Genomic DNA, 15,869 nt, shown 5'->3' with positions numbered 1-15,869 from the left:
CGGATTTGATTGACCCGTCGCTGGTTTCTGTTGGTTCGCGCGCTTTTTGCAAAACCCACTCACCTCATCATCTCCAGCAGCTTCCGCGCTTCACCCAACAACGCCTGGATCTGCCTTCGTTCCGCGATCGCATCGCTGGTGAACAGGCCGTGCTTGCGCGCGTTCTGGTTGGCCTTTGGCGCGCCGGATCGCGGCGCGCCGCCGTGCATGCGGCAGCGCTTTTTGCCGTGCACCGCCGGTGAGCGGCAGGCGCCGCCGCAACGAGTCTTGGCGCCGCAACGCGGGCTCGCCAGCATCGGGCCGGTATTTCTGATGTGATCGCTCATGCCTGTGCTGTCCGCCTGGCCTCAGCGGAATGGCGTCCTCGCCTGGAGCGCGCGGCCTTCGGCGCCTTCGGTGCAGCCGATGCCGGGTTGTTGTCGGAGACGATCACGCTCGCATGCTGCGTGACGTTGCCGACAATGGCCTTGCCGCCGTCCCCCACCGACACGTTCTGCACAGTGATGGCGGGCTCGCCATGGCTGCGATAGCGGTTGAGCGCATCCATCTGCGCGGGAAAGGTGCGGGCGAGCCTGCCCAATGCGCGCGCCGCGCTGTCGTGCTGGGCGAGGTCTTTCGCATTCGCAAGGTGATGGGCGCATCGCATCGCCATGAGATGAACCGAAACCATCTGCGCCACCAGCATGGCCTCGACGGAATCCCTGGGCTTGATACTCTTCACCATCGAAATCGCGAAAGAGAGGTTGACCTCGTCGGGACGCCCCCCGTTCACACTGACCTTGACCAGTTGTCCGAGAATGCCATCCAGCGCTTCGCGATCGGCGACGCCCAGTGCGTCCGCCATCAGCTGTTCGCCGAGCTCGGGGTCCGGATGGTCGATGGAGAAACCGTTCGACTTCAGCTTGATCCGCGGGGTTCTCGCAGCTTTGGCCGGGTCGGTCGCGGCAATTGCCGTGGACGTCGTGATGTCCGGAGCTGTGTCCATGTCTGATGTCCCAGGCAGGCGCGCGAGGGAGGCGCGCGGCTCGGTCACGCGCAGGCGATCGTTCGCCGCGGCGAGCCGGTGCAATTTCAATGTGGGTGAGGATTTGGAGTCGCAATCGCACCGGAGAGCCCCCTGACGCGGGGCGACGGGCGTTTACGAGATTGGGGTACGATGAACGAATGCCGCTGATTTGCCCGACGAGTCAATCGTCTCGTTCGAAGCGTTCATGCCGCCTGCTACTTTGCATGGGGTTGTTTTGTTGAAATGGGTACCAGGCTCAGAGTGCCCATCCAAGCAGGCGTCGCAGAGTTGCGCTGCCGTTCGCCTCGATCCAGCGTCCATGGCTGAGAATGATGCGTTCCGGCTGCCATGCCAGGATTTTTTGGACCGCTGCTCTCGTCTTTCGTTTCTGCAAGAGCAGCGGCAAGCGCATGCCGAAGAATATTTGGCCGCGCGGATGGTACATCCCGGTGAGTCTGGCGGCGAAGCGCCACGGTTGCCTCATCTTATCGAGTTCGAGATTGATGATGGTGTCGGCCAAAATGAGGGTCTTCGAATCCTCGTGGAAGAAAACGATCTCTCCGAAAATTCCTCCTGGAACGGTGGTCTGATCGATCTCGCCGCGCCACTCCTCCGGCGGTTCGGCGCCGAGGTCTCTGTCAAATCGCACGTCGATACCCCGCGAGCGCGCGCGCTCGCGTGCGTGCGGGGAGGCCCAGGCAACCGCATCCGGAAACGCCTGTGACCACTCTCCGATGTGCGCGTAGTGGAACTGGTTCGGCGATACGAGATGGCGGACCGTGCCTATCGCCTGCAGCCTCTCGGCGAGCGCCGCGTCGAATGCGATGGGGGAATGGAGGAAAAGGTCGCCGTTGCTGAGCCGCACCACGGTCATCCGAGTGGTGAACGGCAACGGAAGCCTCACCCCGGCTATCGTCAAGTACTCGAAAGGGCCGTCTACGATACCGATGTCTTGAGCGACCGGTTTGTATTGGTTTACGGGTTCGTAGAGTCCTGACGCGGCATCGGCCATGATCGTATCGCCATTCAATGCTGCATCGGAATCCCGATGATCCTGTGCGACAACACGTCTAGCCGCATCTTCGTGCAAGCTCCAGCCGCCGAGCCGGTAATCACTCCGGCCTGGTCAAGCCGTAGTGCCGCGATCGATCGTTGTTGTCCTCAATTGAATTGGCGCGCGTCCCAGGTTTGCCGTTGTGCGTGGTCCGATTGCCAGGACACGCAGCGGCTCCAGAGCGAAGCTGAACAAGGCTGGATAGAGGCGGAGAAGGCCCTCAACCCACTCGGTACCGAGGAATGGCTGAGGCTCGCTGCTGAATGGACCAGACTGGCGCAAGCTGCCAATGGGAGACAGAGCTCGTCTTGAGGACGGCAAGTGCGAGACGGAGACCTGGATCTCGGTTCCGGACTTATCGGTGATCACAACCCGCAGCCCGCGATCTTCGATACAGCTGTCCGCGGCGAGCCTGGCTGCCAATCTCTGGCCGTAAACGACTGCCTCCCGTCCGGTTTCGAATTGAATGCCGCGCGTGTCCCGAATAGCTGGCGCGTTCGTGCTCCTGATCTCAAAATAGTACGTTTGCATCCGTTTCCTCGCACAGACAAACAGACGGGGACCTGCGGTGGTCTCGCGCCATGCGTTGGTTATTGTTGGAGAGAGGCGACTCTGCCTCTAGCCCGGTCGAAATGCTTCGCTGCATAACTCTGATCGGTTCCTCCTGTTTGACGTGGATCAACGGAAGCGACACCGCAGCTGAGCTCTGGCCCGAATTCTGATGCGTCTGAGTTCCTGCAAACAAGCATCCGCGACCTGGTCGCGGGCGAGGACAGTCATCCCATTCGCATCGTTGCTTTCGATCCGGCTGAGGGCTGGCCGCGTGACGTTTCGCCCTCGCTGCGCCGCAGATGCTATTCACCGGTGCCGATTCCTATTCGAATGAAGGATAGCATCGTGCACTGGACGCACAGATGCAATCCGGCGGTCTACTGCCTGGCCTTATGCCAACTTCGATCGTGCTCCCGCTCCTCGCGGCGCTGCCTTTCGTCTCGGACGTCAGGATCTGGACGCAAGAACGATGAGGCAGCCGTGCTCGGTTGTTCTTCGTCGGGCTGGGCTTGGGACCCACCGTAAGTTTGCCAAGCGTTGTTCCTCTCCATCCGAAGATTGATCCTGGTCTTCGTGTCGCAACGAACTTGATCAAGATCACCCCGGATCAACTCTGCTGACGCGGCCGCCTTGCACGCCGCCTTCCCGCCCGGAAACGTCAAAGCGGCAACCCAATTTGTGCACTCCATCCGGACCCGCACGACAGAGTCGGTCAACCGGCGACATCTTGGCCAGCCCGCGTTAGCGGCCAGCTCCCAAATTAACGTCCTCGAAAGAAGAGATCGCTATTGAGAAGCATTACTATTGTTCCGCTCTATTTCATCCCGACATACCAGGGCCTGACGCGCGCCATTATGGAACATTCAGCTTCGCTGATCGCCGAACTGGAAGAGGCCGTCAGACATGGTTCGTCAGACAGGCGGATCAGCACCCTTCGCAAGGTCACGGATCTGTTCCTGTATAGCGGCGAACGGCTGAGTGACGAACAAGTCAAAGTGTTCGACGACGTGTTGTGTCATCTCACCGCCCGCGTCGAAAGCCGGGTGAAGGCCGAACTCGGCTCGCGGCTTGCCCCACTGGACTACTCCCCTGAAGGGGTGATCGAGCGCCTTGCCCGGGACAACGAAATCGCCGTGGCTGGCTCTGTCCTGGAGAGATCGTCACGCCTGGCGACGCACACCCTCGTTGAAATCGCGATGACCAAGGGACAGGATCACCTGCTCGCGATCTCGGGACGGGCAAATCTGCCGGAGGCCGTGACGGACGTTCTCGTCGAGCGAGGCGAGCGCAAGGTCATCAGAAAGCTCGCCGGCAACGACAGCGCGCGCTTCTCCGAGACCGGCTATGGCGGCCTGGTCGCGCGCGCCGAATCCGATGACGAACTCACCGAGGTACTCGGGCTTCGAATTGATCTTCCGGCCAAATTCCTGCGCGACTTGCTGCTGCGCGCCACCGAAGCGGTGCGAAACCGCCTGGCAATGACCGCGCCTCCAGAATTGCAGGAGGAAATCAAGCGCGTCCTGACGAGTATCGCCAACAAGGCGCAGCAAGGCATGTCGCAGACGCGCGATTTCAACCGGGCGGAAGCGGCCGTTCGACGAATGAAGGGGCTGAACGAGCTGACCGACGCCGCGATTGCCCGGTTTGCCGAAGACAGGAAGTTCGACGAGATCGCGGCCTCACTTGGCCTCCTCAACAACAGCGCGCCAACCGAGCTGATGGCGAGGGTAATTGAAGGTCCGCGCGCCGATCTCGTGCTCATTCCCTGCAAATCGGCCGGTTTGAGTTGGGGCACGGTCGAGAAAATTCTTCGCCGGCGGCCCGTCAAACACGAGATCGATGACGTGACGCTCAAGGTTGCCTTTCAGGACTACGGCAAGCTGTCGACAGAGACCGCCGAGCGAACGTTACGTTTTTGGCAGCTCCATAACAGGATCGAGAAATAGGCCGCCGCGCACCCCGCCGTAGGCTGCGTTTCCGGTTTGCCTCCTTCTGTCGGTCAGCCGCCCCTTTCCATGGTGAAGAGAGCGGGCGGATCGATTCCGCCCGGGAGCGCAAGTCGGCTTGCCCTGGCGAGCACCTAAATGTACTCGTCAACACGTCCTGCGACCAAAAGCCAGCCGTGCACGATCCTCCATTTGTCGCGCCCCCTTGGATTGAACTCCAGGAGCGACGACTTGGAAGCATCAAGCTCGGTGTAGAATTTGAGGGTCTCTCTGGCGGTGAGACCGTAGCGCGGGATGCCTCGTTGCCGGGTCCAACGGTCCCACTCCCGAACGATAAGCACTTGTCGTCTCAGCCCACGCGTCATTGCTAGCCCGCCTGAATACGGTCAATGAAATCGCGCTGGTTTTTTGGTAGATTGGTTCAACTTGCGCCGTGCAAGCGAGCCGGGCCCTGCCGCCGTAGGGCTCGTGCGATTTAGTCCCGTCCCCTTAAAGCTAAGTAAACACGGACAGAGAAAGCCCGCGTCGAGCGCACACGCTGTACCGATCGCCCGGTTGCAAGCCTGCTTCGCATCAACGACTTCCGCAGCGCCTTGGCCAGACTTCCCAAAGAGTTCGCGACGAGAATCATCGTGAGTTTGGCGAGGGAAGCAGCATCAATCTTGAACCATTCTCAGACGGATGTCGGAGGCAAAGCCATTCTGGGCCTGATGTGTCGGCCATTCAATATTGTCGTGGCGGAGAACGGCAAGTGCCGGGGCGAAAACTCCCTGGTCACCTTGCGGACGCTAGCTGCGCGGTCAGCGCCACGACCGGCTCGATTGTTTTAACCCACGTTGTAATGTCGTCAGATTCCACCCCTTTGCGCTCGTTCATCCACGCCGATTGCGGTAGATTGGCACCACAACCGCGAACCCTAACGGTGTCGAGAACCTCATGGCTGTCGGCAAGATCACTTGGGAGAAAGCCGGCCACGTCACCGAGCCTGGGCGCTACATGTTCACCTTCGGCTGGCTGACCATCACGGCCGCGGATCTGGATATCTGGAAGCAGTACCCGCATGCGACCTTCACGCTCGTAGCTCAGCGATCTTCAGAAGATTCGGCTGGCGACGAATTCACACTGGGCGCGTTCGACGTTTCGCCTCGCGCCTGACCATCAGGCGCGCGATTTCCAGGCCCAAAACCTCGACACAACCTGCAGGATTGATCCACAGATTCACGCAACTTCATTAACTCCAATGAAACAGCCGCTCCGATAGGTTGGAATTCGGCTGGCTGACCGAATGGACCGAGCCATTTCGACAGATGGGGAAGCATGATCGCACTGTTCAATAACTTGCGAATCGGCGCCAAGCTTGGCGTCGCTGCGGCACTCGGCATTCTTTTCGTCGGACTGATGATTACAAACCAGATAGCAGGTAGCGCGGCCGTCAATCGTGCCAACGAGAGCGCGCTGACCCAGGCTGGCACTGCGCGCGCCGCGGTTGAAATGAAGGCTGCCGCCCGCGGCCTGCAGATCGGTGCGATCAATATCCGGTTCGCCGCCACCGATGACGAGCTGCAGAAGGCCAAGGATTATTTCGCGAATCGGCTGACAGCATTTGCCCGATTGACGGACGAGATTACCCGCCTCGCTCCATCGGCCGATACCCGAGCCGAAGTCGACAAGCTGAAAGGCGTCGCAGGCAGCTATGAGTCTGCCGCCCGGAAACTGGCGATGATCAAGACCGAACTGCTCGAGTTGACTGCCGTCGAGTCGTCGGGGCTCACACTTTCCACCGAGTCGCAGCACCGCGCTGCCGAGCTGACAGGTGACGCACGGCAGATCTCGAACTCCGTGGTCCTGCCCCTGTCGGAGCAGCTCGAGTCGGCCGCCAATGCGATCGTGGATCGCGCCAAGAAGGAAATGGCGGACGAAGTCAGCAGCGCGGCGCAGCAATCCGCGTCATCCGAGCGGATGTCCCTGGGTATCGGCGGGCTAACCGCCCTGCTCCTGATCGCAACTTCCCTCCTTTCGGTGGTCGCGATCGCCCAACCGATGCACCGGCTGAGCTCGGCCATGCAGGAGCTCGCCAACGGCAATTTCGAGGTGCGGCTGCCCGGGCTGGGCCGCAAGGACGAGATCGGCGCCGTGGCGCAGGCGGTCGAGAATTTCAAGATCAAGGCCGAGCAGAAGGCTCGCCAGGAAGCCGAGACCAGGCACCACCAGGATCAAATCGCTGCGCAACAGCGCAAGGCCGAGATGATCCGACTCGCCGATGCATTCGAAGGCGCGGTGGGCGACATCATCAAGACCGTTTCGTCTGCATCCGGCGAATTGGAAGAAGCAGCGGGCGCGATGGCCACAACGGCCTCGCGTGCGCAGGAAACGACCACCGCAGTGACCGAAGCCTCGGAGGAAGCCTCGACCAACGTGCAGTCGGTCGCGAGCGCCACGGAGGAACTGTCGTCCTCGGTCAGCGAGATCAGCCGGCAGGTGCAGCAATCCGCACGCATGGCGGCGGATGCCGTCAGCCAGGCCCGCGCCACCACGGGCCAGGTCAGCGAGCTGTCGAAGGCCGCAAGCCGTATCGGCGACGTCGTCCAACTGATCAATACCCTCGCCGGCCAGACCAACCTGCTCGCCCTCAATGCGACCATTGAGGCAGCACGGGCGGGTACCGCCGGCCGCGGCTTCGCGGTGGTGGCTTCCGAAGTGAAGGCGCTTGCCGAGCAGACCGCCAAGGCAACCGGTGAAATTGGCCAACAGATCGCTGCGATCCAGTCCGCGACGGACGACTCGGTGGGAGCCATCGGACAGATCAGCGATACCATCCAGGGGCTGTCGGAGATCGCCTCGACCGTCGCCGCGGCAGTAGAGGAACAAGGTGCGGCGACCCAGGAAATTGCACGCAATGTGCAGCACGCCGCGCACGGCACTCAGGAGGTCTCGACACGCATCACAGCGGTGCAGCGCGATGCCAACGCGACCGGATCGGCATCGTCGCAACTGCTGGCCGCGGCGAAATCGCTGTCCAGCGACAGCAACCGGCTGCAGGTCGAGGTCGGAAGATTCCTGGAGAGCGTGCGCGCAGCCTGAACTGAGCCTGGCGCACTGGCACGAATTCAGTATTGGACGCATGTTGCGCCGCGCAATCGCAGCCCGCGATCGAAGATCGACGGCGCAAAATACATGGATTCGCTGAGCGCGGAGGATGCCCTGGTGACATCGCGCATGGGCAGGGTTTGTCGCGCCTGCTAACCGGCGGCGTTGCTGAAAGCAAGCGCACGCTGAATGACACGTGGTCGCATCTACGCCGGTAGATAACGCGGCGAAACAGACTATTCTGAGCGTGATGAATCTGCTTGAAGCGCTTCCCACCGTGATCGGAACCGCAGCAGTGGCGCCTGCGCTGCTGATGCTGTGGCTCGTCATCGCGGCGGGTGAACGCCCCGGGCCTCCAGCGCAGGTCTGGACCGCCTTCCTGTTGGGCGCCGCCAGCATTTCCCTGCTCGGGCTTGCCCGCGCTCCGTTTGCATCCATTGTCGCGGCTCCCGAAAATCCCTGGGTCGCACAGGCGATGCGTTCCATCTTCGGCGTCGCCCTGCCCGAGGAAGCGGTGAAGGTCATCGCCATTGTCGTAATATCGGCAAGACGGAAACCATCTGCCGACCCGATGGATCCCGTGGTGTATGGCGCGGCCGTCGGGCTCGGCTTCGCGGCCTATGAGAACCTCGCCTATCTCGTGCAGCATGCCGAAATGTGGCGGTCGCTGGCCGCCTTGCGCAGCGTGCTCACGGTCCCCTTCCATGGCGCGCTCGGCATCATCGCCGGCGCCTATCTTGCATTGGGTCGCTCGGGCACCGCGCTCGGCGCTCATCGGCACAACCGCGACTGGGCACGTCTGTCGAGCCGGCTCCTCATGTTCATGGCCCCGCTGGCATTGCACTCCGCTTTCGATTTTCCCCTGCTCACGCTGCAGCAGCATGTCGACCTCTCCCCGACGTCTCGGATGGTGCTCGGCGCCACGAGCCTGCTGATCGGCTTCGGCTCCATCGGCTTTGCCGTCCGCCTGGTGCACCGTGTCGGTCGCCACCAGTCTCCACGCACCGAGGTCGGGCGCGAACGCCTCAGCCAGTTGCGGCGCATGTGGGCATTGCTGGTCGCCGGCGGCGGCGCTGGCTTTGTCGGGCTCGCCTTCGTACTGACATCGATCCGTCACTGGCTACTCAATCACGACCACAACGCGACCATCGTGCTGGTGCCGATCGGGCTTGTTTCGATCCTGCTCGGCATCGCCCTGCTGATCGTCACATCGGCAATCTACATCCTCGGTCGCAACCGCATCCGCACCAGCGCCGAGGGATTTACCTCCCCGTCCGGCGGCGGTTAGGATCGGAAAACTCCGACAATATCTCAGCATCTCAGCGTCTGTGCATCGATGCCGGGATCGGTGCTCCAACAAAGGAGTCGGAGCGCGTTGGCGGTCGATGCAATCGCGTTGTAGAGTGTGATTCACGGCGCCGCTGCCAAGGAGGTTGCGATGACTGCTCCCGAGGACTTCACCCGGCTGCAATCTGAAATGCGTGCCACGGTACGCGAGCACTGGGTTGCATTCCTGATCGAGGGCATCCTCCTCGCGATTCTCGGACTTGCGGCGATGATCGTGCCGCCGCTGGCAAGTCTCGCAGTCACCATCTTTCTCGGCTGGATGTTCCTGATCAGCGGCATCGCGGGCCTCGTGCTGACCTTCTGGGCGCGCCAGATGCCCGGCTTCTGGTGGGCGCTGGTGTCGGCCGTGCTTGGCGTCATTGCCGGCATCATCCTCATCGCGGCTCCCGTGCAGGGCACCTTCACGCTGACCATCGTAGTCGGCGCCTATTTCCTCGCCGAGGGCGTGGCCTCGATCATGTATTCGCTCGAGCATCGCCGCGAATTGACCGGGCGCTGGTCGTGGCTGCTGGTCGCCGGCCTGATGGACATCCTGATCGCAGCCGTCATTATTATCGGACTGCCCGGATCGGCGCTCTGGGCGATCGGCCTTCTGGTCGGAATCAACCTCCTGTTCGGCGGGGCCACGCTGATCGGAATGGCGCTGGCGGCGCGCAGCGGCAACGTCTGAGATTTTTCGCCTCATAGGGGATGACAAGCCCAAACCAGTGCGCTATAGAGCGCGCCCATGATCACCGTCGCCACCAGCTATTTTTGGTACTTTAGCTACGACAGCTCGCTGGCGGCGGGAGGATCGCGCTCAATCTGAGAATTGCAGCAGAAGTCCGAACAAGCCGCCAGACCTGGCGGCTTTTTTGTTGCCGGCAGGTCCTTAAGAACCAGGAGCCCGCCGTGTTGAGTACGACAGATGATCTACGCATCAAGGAACTCAAGGAGCTGACTACGCCGGAAGAGGTAATGCGCGAAGTGCCGCGCACCCTCACCGCGACGCGCGTCGTCATGGCAGCCCGCAACGCCATCCACGCCATCCTGCACGGCAGCGACGACCGCCTCCTGGTCGTGGTCGGTCCCTGCTCGGTGCACGACCCCGCCGCCGCACTCGACTACGCCGAGCGCCTCGCCGCGCTGCGCGAAGAGCTTGCCGACAGGCTCGAGATCGTGATGCGGGTCTATTTCGAGAAGCCGCGGACGACCGTGGGATGGAAAGGGCTGATCAACGACCCGAACCTCGATGAAAGCTTCGACATCAACAAGGGCCTGCGGCTGGCGCGCAGCGTGCTTTCGGCGGTGAACAATCTCGGTGTGCCCGCCGGGACCGAATTCCTCGACATGACGACGCCGCAATACATCGCCGATCTCGTATCCTGGGCTGCGATCGGCGCGCGCACCACTGAAAGCCAGATTCATCGCGAGCTCGCTTCCGGACTGTCCTGCCCGGTCGGATTCAAGAACGGGACGGACGGCAACGTGCGCATCGCCGCCGACGCGGTGAAGTCCGCCTCGCATCCGCATCATTTCATGGCCGTCACCAAGCGCGGGCGTTCGGCGATCGCCTCGACGGCCGGCAACGAGGACTGCCACCTCATTCTGCGCGGCGGCCGTACGCCGAACTTTGACGCCGCCAGCGTCGATGCCGCGGCCGGCGAACTCCTCCGTGCCGGCGTGAGCACGCCGATCATGATCGATACCAGTCACGCCAACAGCAGCAAGCAGCCGGAGAACCAGCCGCTGGTCGCAGCCGACATCGCCCGCCAGCTCGCTTCCGGTGAATCGCGCATCATGGGCGTGATGATCGAGAGCAACCTCGTCGCGGGCCGCCAGGACGCAAAGCCCGATGTCGCCCTCACCTACGGCCAGAGCATCACCGACGGCTGCATTGACTGGGCGACCACCGTTCGCGTCCTGCACGAGCTTGCCGAAGCCGTTGCGGTCCGGCGAGCGACCCGGCGCCGCCGAATGCGGGAACGCTCGGCCTAATATCAATCGTCGGCGGGACGTGTTCTCGCGCGCGCCCCGCCGGCCGATCAGCAGCCGCGGCAGATGTTCCTGATCTTGCGATCGAGGGCCGCGTCCTCCTTGTTGGCCGGGCTGTTCGGGTCGCTCAAATTCTTCTCGCTCGGCACATCGGCCGCCCGCGGCTGCCGATGCCCGACCGGCGCCTGGATCAGCGGCTTGCTGCCGCTCGGATTTGTCAGCGTCGACGTGCCTCCGGTCTGTGCGCCTGCCGGGGCACCGACGAGAAGAACCAGGAGCGACAACGGTAGGATGGTTCTTTTCATTCTGCTCCTCCTCATTCTGCTCCTCCAATCTTCAAAACGGTTGGGACCGCATCGGCCCGCGGCTTGCGTTCCCACCCTCACCGGCCGGGAGGGTAGAGATGAACCTCGCCGCAATAGTCCGCGACACGATAGCGCGTTTCATTGCCGCCTTCATCCTTCCCGGCTGCGATATTTTGCGCCCGCTCCAGGTAAGTCGGACCGACCGGAGACTTGCCGTTTCCACCTGGAATATCGAGTACATATTCCGGCTGGCACAGGCCGGACACCCGTCCGCGCAAGGCGCGCATCAGTTCCTGCCCCGCCTCCAGCGTCGTGCGCAGATGCGCGGTTCCCGGGGCAAGGTCGCCGTGGTGAAGATAATAAGGCTTGATCCGGCATTCAACGAGGGCCCGCATTAAAGCTTCGAGCGCGCCGATATTGTCGTTGACGCCACGAAGCAGGACGGACTGGCTCACCATCGGAATGCCGGCATCGACCAGCCTTCCGCACGCGGCGCGGACTCTCATCGTCAATTCGCGGGCGTGATTGGCGTGCAGCGCGATCCAGACGGTGGTGCCGTTCACTTTCAGCGCCTGCACCATCTCGCCCGAGATGCGCGCAGGATCAGCCACCGGAACGCGTGTGTGAATGCGGATGATCCTGACGTGATCGATCGCGGCAAGATCATTGATGACTTCCGAAAGCCGCCGTGGCGACAGCATCAGGGGATCGCCGCCGGTCAGGATCACTTCCCAGATTTCACGATGCGAGCGGATGTAATCGAGCGCGGTTTGATAGGCGCTGTCCGACAGCGCAGTCTCCTTGCCGGGGCCGACCATCTCGCGGCGAAAGCAGAACCGGCAGTACACGGCGCAGACGTGAATCAGCTTGAACAGGACCCGGTCCGGATAGCGGTGCACGATACCTGCAACCGGCGAATAGGCGTGGTCGCCGATCGGATCGGCCCTTTCGCCGGCCTGCGCCACCAGCTCTTCCGCGCTCGGCACGAACTGACGCGCAATCGGGTCTGCCGGATCGGAGGTGTCGATCAGGCGGGCCAATTCCGGCGTGATCGCCACCGCATAGCGCGAGGCGACTCCTTCCAGTTCAGCCTGCGCTGCTGGCGGGACAAGCCCCTGCGCGACCAGATCGGCCACCTCGCGCAAGGTGCGTGCTCGATCGTGCTTGTTCATCGTTCACCCGCGGGCGGCGTCCAGACCACCTGATCGATTTTCAAGGCGCCGCTTGCCAGCATCACCAGCCGGTCGAATCCGAGCGCCACTCCGCTCGCTTCCGGCATGTGGGAGACCGCCTCCAGAAAGTCTTCGTCCAGCGGATAGCGCTCGCCATAGCGCCGCTGCTTCTCCTCCATCGCGAGCGCAAAGCGGCGGCGCTGCTCGCGCGCATCTGTCAGCTCGCCGAACCCGTTGGCGAGTTCGACCCCGCAGGCATAGACCTCGAACCGTTCCGCCACGCGGCGATCGGAGGCCTTGACGCGGGCGAGCGCGGCTTCGGGGGCCGGATACTCGAACAAGATCGTCAAGCGCCCCTGCCCGAGGTTCGGTTCAACATGTTCGACCAGGATCTTGCTGAAAAGATCCGACCAGGTGTCGTCATCGGCGATCCGCACCTTGTCCCCGGCGGCCGTCGCGAGCGCGGCACGGTCGCCCTCGCCGCCGACAATGGTTGCGAGCAGATCGATCCCGGCAAAGCGCTCGAACGCGCCCGCAACGGTCAACAGCTCCGGCTCGGCAAACGGATCGGCGGTGCGGCCGCGGAACGAAAACTGTCGGATGCCGGTCGCCTGGGCCGCATGGGCGATCACGACGATGCAGTCGGCCATGATCGCATCGTAGGGCGCGCCGGCTCGGTACCATTCCAGCATGGTGAATTCGGGCAGGTGCAGGTCGCCGCGCTCCCTGTCGCGAAACACCCGCGCCAGCTCGAAAATCCTGGTCTCCCCGGCCGCCAGCAGCTTCTTGCAGGCAAATTCCGGCGAAGTCCTCAAGTACCGCGTCAGACGCTCGCCGTCACTGCGCAAGATCTCGGTCCTGGGCGCGTGCAGATGGGTTTCGTTGCCCGGCGAGACCTGTAGAATCCCGGTCTCCACCTCGACAAAGCCCTGTTCGTCAAACCAGGCCCGGATCGCGCGGGTAATCTCGCGCCGGGCGGCCAGGAAAGGCCGCTTGTCGGCGTGCCGGTCGGCCGCCCAGAACGGAGAAAACTGGTCGTCAATAGCCATTAACCGGCCGCCGCGACGGTCCGCAAAACGCTGGCATCCAGCGGCAAAATCAGTATGTTGCGCCCCGAAATGGCCGCACAGGCCTCCCCACGCTCGTGTCCTGCCCGGTGCCGGGCCAAACCATCAGGAAAAATAGCTTTGAGAGTCATCGCCAGTTCTATTCGCAAAGGCAACGTTATCGAGCAAGACGGCAAGCTTTACGTCGTTTTGAGCGCCGAGAACATCCATCCCGGCAAGGGAACTCCGGTCAGCCAGATCGAGATGCGGCGAATCAGCGACGGGGTGAAGATCTCCGAGCGCTACAAGACGACCGACCAAGTCGAGAAGGTCACGATCGAGGAGCGCAATTACACGTTTCTGTACGAAGATGGCGACGGCTTCCACTTCATGAACCCCGAGACCTATGACCAGGTGCAGGTGCCGAAGGACATCGTCGGCAATTCCGCCGTCTATCTTCAGGAAAACATGACGGTGAAGCTGTCGATGCACGATGCGACCCCGGTCACGATCGCCCTGCCGCAGCGGGTGACGCTTGAGGTCGTCGACACCGAGCCGGTCACCAAAGGGCAGACCGCCTCCTCGTCCTACAAACCGGCGGTGCTGTCCAACGGCGTGCGTACCGCAGTGCCGCCGCACATCACCGTGGGCACCCGTATTGTGGTGATGACGGAAGACGGCTCTTATTCCGAGCGCGCAAAGGATTGAGCTGACGGCAGAGTTGGGGCGCCGGGGGGCGGGGAATTGGGAAGGAAAGCTGTCGGGTTCGTCGCGCGCCTGCTCGCCTCGCTTTCTCTTCTGGAAATCGGCGGGCTTGCTGCCAGTGCCGACGAATTCCGTACCCCTTCCATCTCGGCGGTGCGCGTCGACTGGCGCGCGGCCATCGACCAGTTGCGGACCGAGATCAACGCGCATCCCGCGATCGCTTCCGACTTCGTGTTTGCGACGCGCCGCGCGGTGTCGAGGTATGACAGGCGGTCGTTGCCGGCGCTGGTCCGGCTGAACGCGGTTACATCGCCTTTCTTCCACGGCATTTCGCGCAGCTCCGTTCCGGTGCTCCTGCCCCTTGACGTGGGCGCCATTCTGGAAGCGCTGCGCGCCGGTGCCCCCGCGAGCCTGTCGCTCGCGCACTACCAATCCGACTTCCGACCCGTCGACCTGTTCGACGCCGGGCCCGCCGGCTATGACGCGGTGTTCTCGCTCGAGCCCGGCGCGGGAGACGACCTGCCGCAGCGGGTTTTCGCCAAGCCCGTCGAGGTGCAGATCACCGGCTCGATTCTCGTCTATGACATTGCCGATCCGGCCGGCGGCAAGGGCGAGCCGGTCAAGTCGCTGGCCGCGCAATATCCGGACCTGCGCCGCTTCATCCGCGAAGGCTACGTGCGTTATGCCTTCACGCGCTTCGGGGTGCCCTATGTGGTCTCGATCCAGTGCCTGGACAGCGTGCCGAAAGCGCGGCGGCTGGCGTGCCGCGAGGCCTATCCGGTCGCCGAGCGATTCCTGAAGGCGCTGCACGTCGCAGGCGGACAGCGAACGCGGCCGCGCTTCGACATTGCCTCCGAGCTCGCCGAGCGGCCGCTCGAACGATCGCCCGATTTCACCTATCGTCCGCCCGGCGACATCATTGCCAACAGCGGCTATCGCAAGCAGAGCGGGCGTGCCGACTTCATGGTCTATTCGCAGGTCCGTTTTCCGGTCGAGAAGGCGCCGGCCACCGTCCGCTCGCAGTCTTTCGGCAAGCGCGACAAGGCCGACCTGCCCACCGGGTATCCGTGGCGCGACAATTTCTGCGAATCCCGCAGCTTCAACGTCGGCCAGTGCGGCGGTGAGTTCGGCCACCAGGGCGAGGACATCCGCGCTGTCCCCTGCCCACCCGACCATGAGGCCGGCGAGAACTGCGATCCCAAGCGTCAGGGCCTGGTCGCCGTGCGCGATGCCACCGTGATCCGCGCCCCCAAGCAGCAGGGCCTGACGCTTCAGGTCAACAGCCGTACCGAGCACATCCGCTTTCGCTACATGCACATGAACCCTTCCGCGATGGACGACGCCAACCTTCTGAACGGCCGCATCCTGTCCGAGGGCGAGAACGTCGGCGTCATCTCCAACTATCTCGATCATCCCAACGGCACCTCGCGCCATCTGCATTTCGACGTGCAGGTGTTCACCCGCGACGGCTGGATCTGGGTCAGTCCCTACGCAACGCTGATCTCGGCCTATGAGCGCCTGATCCGCGGCCGCGGACGCGAGATCGGGCCTGAAATCGCCGGCCCATCCGCCGTCGCGCACACGCTGCCGGACGACGTGCTCAAGCCCGACCAGCAGGAAGGCGAGAGCGAGAACTGAACTGCGTGAAGTCCGCAACGACATTAGTGCCGTCATC

At 62.9% G+C, this 15,869-nt stretch carries 14 protein-coding genes; 8 read left to right on the top strand and 6 right to left on the bottom strand.

Annotation, left to right across the window (positions count from 1 at the left end; translation table 11 throughout):
- Positions 1-59: 59 nt before the first annotated feature.
- From HY852_RS07725 to HY852_RS07715, 3 genes are all read right to left on the bottom strand, one after another.
- The gene (locus HY852_RS07725; protein ID WP_291603819.1) at positions 60-326 is read right to left on the bottom strand and encodes an HGGxSTG domain-containing protein; all 267 of its coding nucleotides are present in this window, start codon (positions 324-326) and stop codon (positions 60-62) included.
- Positions 323-985, bottom strand: a complete 663-nt coding sequence (locus tag HY852_RS07720) for a hypothetical protein (RefSeq protein ID WP_291603818.1) — start codon at positions 983-985, stop codon at positions 323-325. The genes HY852_RS07725 and HY852_RS07720 overlap by 4 nt, the downstream gene beginning before the upstream one ends.
- 277 nt (positions 986-1,262) lie before the next feature.
- Positions 1,263-2,018, bottom strand: a complete 756-nt coding sequence (locus HY852_RS07715; RefSeq protein ID WP_291603817.1) for a DUF4336 domain-containing protein — start codon at positions 2,016-2,018, stop codon at positions 1,263-1,265.
- Positions 2,019-3,400: 1,382 nt separating this feature from the next.
- On the opposite strand from HY852_RS07715, the gene HY852_RS07710 reads away from it, so the two are divergent.
- From HY852_RS07710 to HY852_RS07685, 6 genes are all read left to right on the top strand, one after another.
- The gene (locus HY852_RS07710) at positions 3,401-4,558 is read left to right on the top strand and encodes a DUF2336 domain-containing protein (protein WP_291603816.1); all 1,158 of its coding nucleotides are present in this window, start codon (positions 3,401-3,403) and stop codon (positions 4,556-4,558) included.
- Between the two features lie 936 nt (positions 4,559-5,494).
- Positions 5,495-5,713, top strand: coding sequence for a hypothetical protein (locus HY852_RS07705; RefSeq protein WP_291603815.1), 219 nt, complete (start codon positions 5,495-5,497; stop codon positions 5,711-5,713).
- Positions 5,714-5,875: 162 nt separating this feature from the next.
- The gene (locus HY852_RS07700; RefSeq protein ID WP_291603814.1) at positions 5,876-7,639 is read left to right on the top strand and encodes a methyl-accepting chemotaxis protein; all 1,764 of its coding nucleotides are present in this window, start codon (positions 5,876-5,878) and stop codon (positions 7,637-7,639) included.
- 256 nt (positions 7,640-7,895) lie between these two features.
- Positions 7,896-8,933 carry a PrsW family glutamic-type intramembrane protease gene (locus tag HY852_RS07695; RefSeq protein WP_291603813.1) on the top strand — a complete coding sequence of 346 codons (1,038 nt, stop codon included), beginning with the start codon at positions 7,896-7,898 and terminating at the stop codon, positions 8,931-8,933.
- A gap of 150 nt (positions 8,934-9,083) precedes the next feature.
- On the top strand, positions 9,084-9,662 hold the full coding sequence (locus HY852_RS07690) for an HdeD family acid-resistance protein (protein WP_291603812.1): 579 nt from the start codon (positions 9,084-9,086) through the stop codon (positions 9,660-9,662).
- Positions 9,663-9,883: 221 nt separating this feature from the next.
- Complete coding sequence (locus HY852_RS07685; RefSeq protein ID WP_291603811.1) at positions 9,884-10,969, top strand: 3-deoxy-7-phosphoheptulonate synthase; 1,086 nt, start codon at positions 9,884-9,886, stop codon at positions 10,967-10,969.
- A 47-nt stretch (positions 10,970-11,016) separates the two neighbouring features.
- Here HY852_RS07685 and HY852_RS07680 read toward each other — a convergent pair whose 3' ends face one another.
- From HY852_RS07680 to epmA, 3 genes are all read right to left on the bottom strand, one after another.
- The gene (locus HY852_RS07680) at positions 11,017-11,271 is read right to left on the bottom strand and encodes a hypothetical protein (RefSeq protein WP_291603810.1); all 255 of its coding nucleotides are present in this window, start codon (positions 11,269-11,271) and stop codon (positions 11,017-11,019) included.
- 77 nt (positions 11,272-11,348) lie between these two features.
- A complete protein-coding gene (locus tag HY852_RS07675; RefSeq protein ID WP_291603809.1) occupies positions 11,349-12,443 on the bottom strand; it encodes a lysine-2,3-aminomutase-like protein in 1,095 nt (364 codons plus the stop codon).
- Positions 12,440-13,492: an EF-P lysine aminoacylase EpmA gene (gene epmA / locus HY852_RS07670; RefSeq protein ID WP_291603808.1), complete on the bottom strand. Its 1,053-nt coding sequence runs from the start codon at positions 13,490-13,492 to the stop codon at positions 12,440-12,442. The genes HY852_RS07675 and epmA overlap by 4 nt, the downstream gene beginning before the upstream one ends.
- A gap of 138 nt (positions 13,493-13,630) precedes the next feature.
- Between epmA and efp the strand changes: the two genes are divergently transcribed.
- Positions 13,631-14,197, top strand: coding sequence for an elongation factor P (gene efp / locus HY852_RS07665; protein ID WP_291603893.1), 567 nt, complete (start codon positions 13,631-13,633; stop codon positions 14,195-14,197).
- Positions 14,198-14,233: 36 nt separating this feature from the next.
- Positions 14,234-15,832 (top strand): M23 family peptidase, encoded by a 1,599-nt coding sequence (locus HY852_RS07660; protein WP_291603807.1) that lies wholly within the window; start codon positions 14,234-14,236, stop codon positions 15,830-15,832.
- Positions 15,833-15,869: the final 37 nt, after the last annotated feature.

It is taken from the genome of Bradyrhizobium sp. (assembly GCF_016213215.1).
GTDB lineage: Bacteria > Pseudomonadota > Alphaproteobacteria > Rhizobiales > Xanthobacteraceae > Bradyrhizobium.
This window is presented reverse-complemented; position numbering and strand designations above follow the sequence as displayed.

What these genes read in the sequence shown, in the direction of transcription:
- HY852_RS07725 (WP_291603819.1), bottom strand. Translation starts at nt 326, where the DNA reads ATGAGCGATCACATCAGAAATACCGGCCCGATGCTGGCGAGCCCGCGT.
- HY852_RS07720 (WP_291603818.1), bottom strand. Translation starts at nt 985, where the DNA reads ATGGACACAGCTCCGGACATCACGACGTCCACGGCAATTGCCGCGACC.
- HY852_RS07715 (WP_291603817.1), bottom strand. Translation starts at nt 2,018, where the DNA reads ATGGCCGATGCCGCGTCAGGACTCTACGAACCCGTAAACCAATACAAA.
- HY852_RS07705 (WP_291603815.1), top strand. Translation starts at nt 5,495, where the DNA reads ATGGCTGTCGGCAAGATCACTTGGGAGAAAGCCGGCCACGTCACCGAG.
- HY852_RS07700 (WP_291603814.1), top strand. Translation starts at nt 5,876, where the DNA reads ATGATCGCACTGTTCAATAACTTGCGAATCGGCGCCAAGCTTGGCGTC.
- HY852_RS07695 (WP_291603813.1), top strand. Translation starts at nt 7,896, where the DNA reads ATGAATCTGCTTGAAGCGCTTCCCACCGTGATCGGAACCGCAGCAGTG.
- HY852_RS07690 (WP_291603812.1), top strand. Translation starts at nt 9,084, where the DNA reads ATGACTGCTCCCGAGGACTTCACCCGGCTGCAATCTGAAATGCGTGCC.
- HY852_RS07680 (WP_291603810.1), bottom strand. Translation starts at nt 11,271, where the DNA reads ATGAAAAGAACCATCCTACCGTTGTCGCTCCTGGTTCTTCTCGTCGGT.
- HY852_RS07675 (WP_291603809.1), bottom strand. Translation starts at nt 12,443, where the DNA reads ATGAACAAGCACGATCGAGCACGCACCTTGCGCGAGGTGGCCGATCTG.
- epmA (WP_291603808.1), bottom strand. Translation starts at nt 13,492, where the DNA reads ATGGCTATTGACGACCAGTTTTCTCCGTTCTGGGCGGCCGACCGGCAC.